The organism is Oleiphilus sp. HI0086 (assembly GCF_001635225.1).
In genome coordinates, this window is the sequence record NZ_LWFZ01000426.1 from 1 (window position 1) to 588 (window position 588).

The 588-nt window shown below is 41.2% G+C and carries 1 pseudogene; it reads right to left on the minus strand.

The annotated features are described in order from the left end of the window. Positions 1 to 163 precede the first annotated feature (163 nt). Positions 164 to 588: pseudogene (locus A3756_RS05230) on the minus strand (hypothetical protein); the annotation flags it as partial.

A 588-nucleotide genomic window follows, 5' to 3' on the forward strand; every position in this document is an offset into this window, starting at 1 on the left:
ATTGTTGCTCAACACTCTAAGACCTAATTAAACCGATCAACGGTACGGTCAGCATTAAAACTGTAGAGTTTATTGCACCACCTTCCGCTAACCTTTGTTTATATATGCCATATGTTTACTTATTTCCGCATATGCATTTCGATTAGATTATTCTCAAAAAGACTCAGAAAATACCAAACAGCAACCCTGTTAATATACTGATGGGCCCAAGACCAATACTTTCTTCAGCGACACTAGAGGTTAAATTACTCACAACAACATCGGCCGTATCATTACCTGCGATTAGCTCTTCAACACCGCTAGTCACATCTTGTTCAAGAGATTCGTTGGAAAAGCCCGAGCTTTCAACGCCATCTATTTTTGCAGCAACCTCTGTTGTGGCTACAACATCAATATCGGGATACTTCTCAATATGCTCGTTTACGTAGGTTACGTTATCAGTCGCTTTCAATTGGACTTCACTCAAAGCGCCATCTTCTCTAATCACAACATCTGAACCTGGATTATTTAAGTCCTCATGCAGTACTGCCTCCCCTCCCGCACTGTTTACCGAATCCACATATAGCATCTCGTGGTAAACACCTTTTG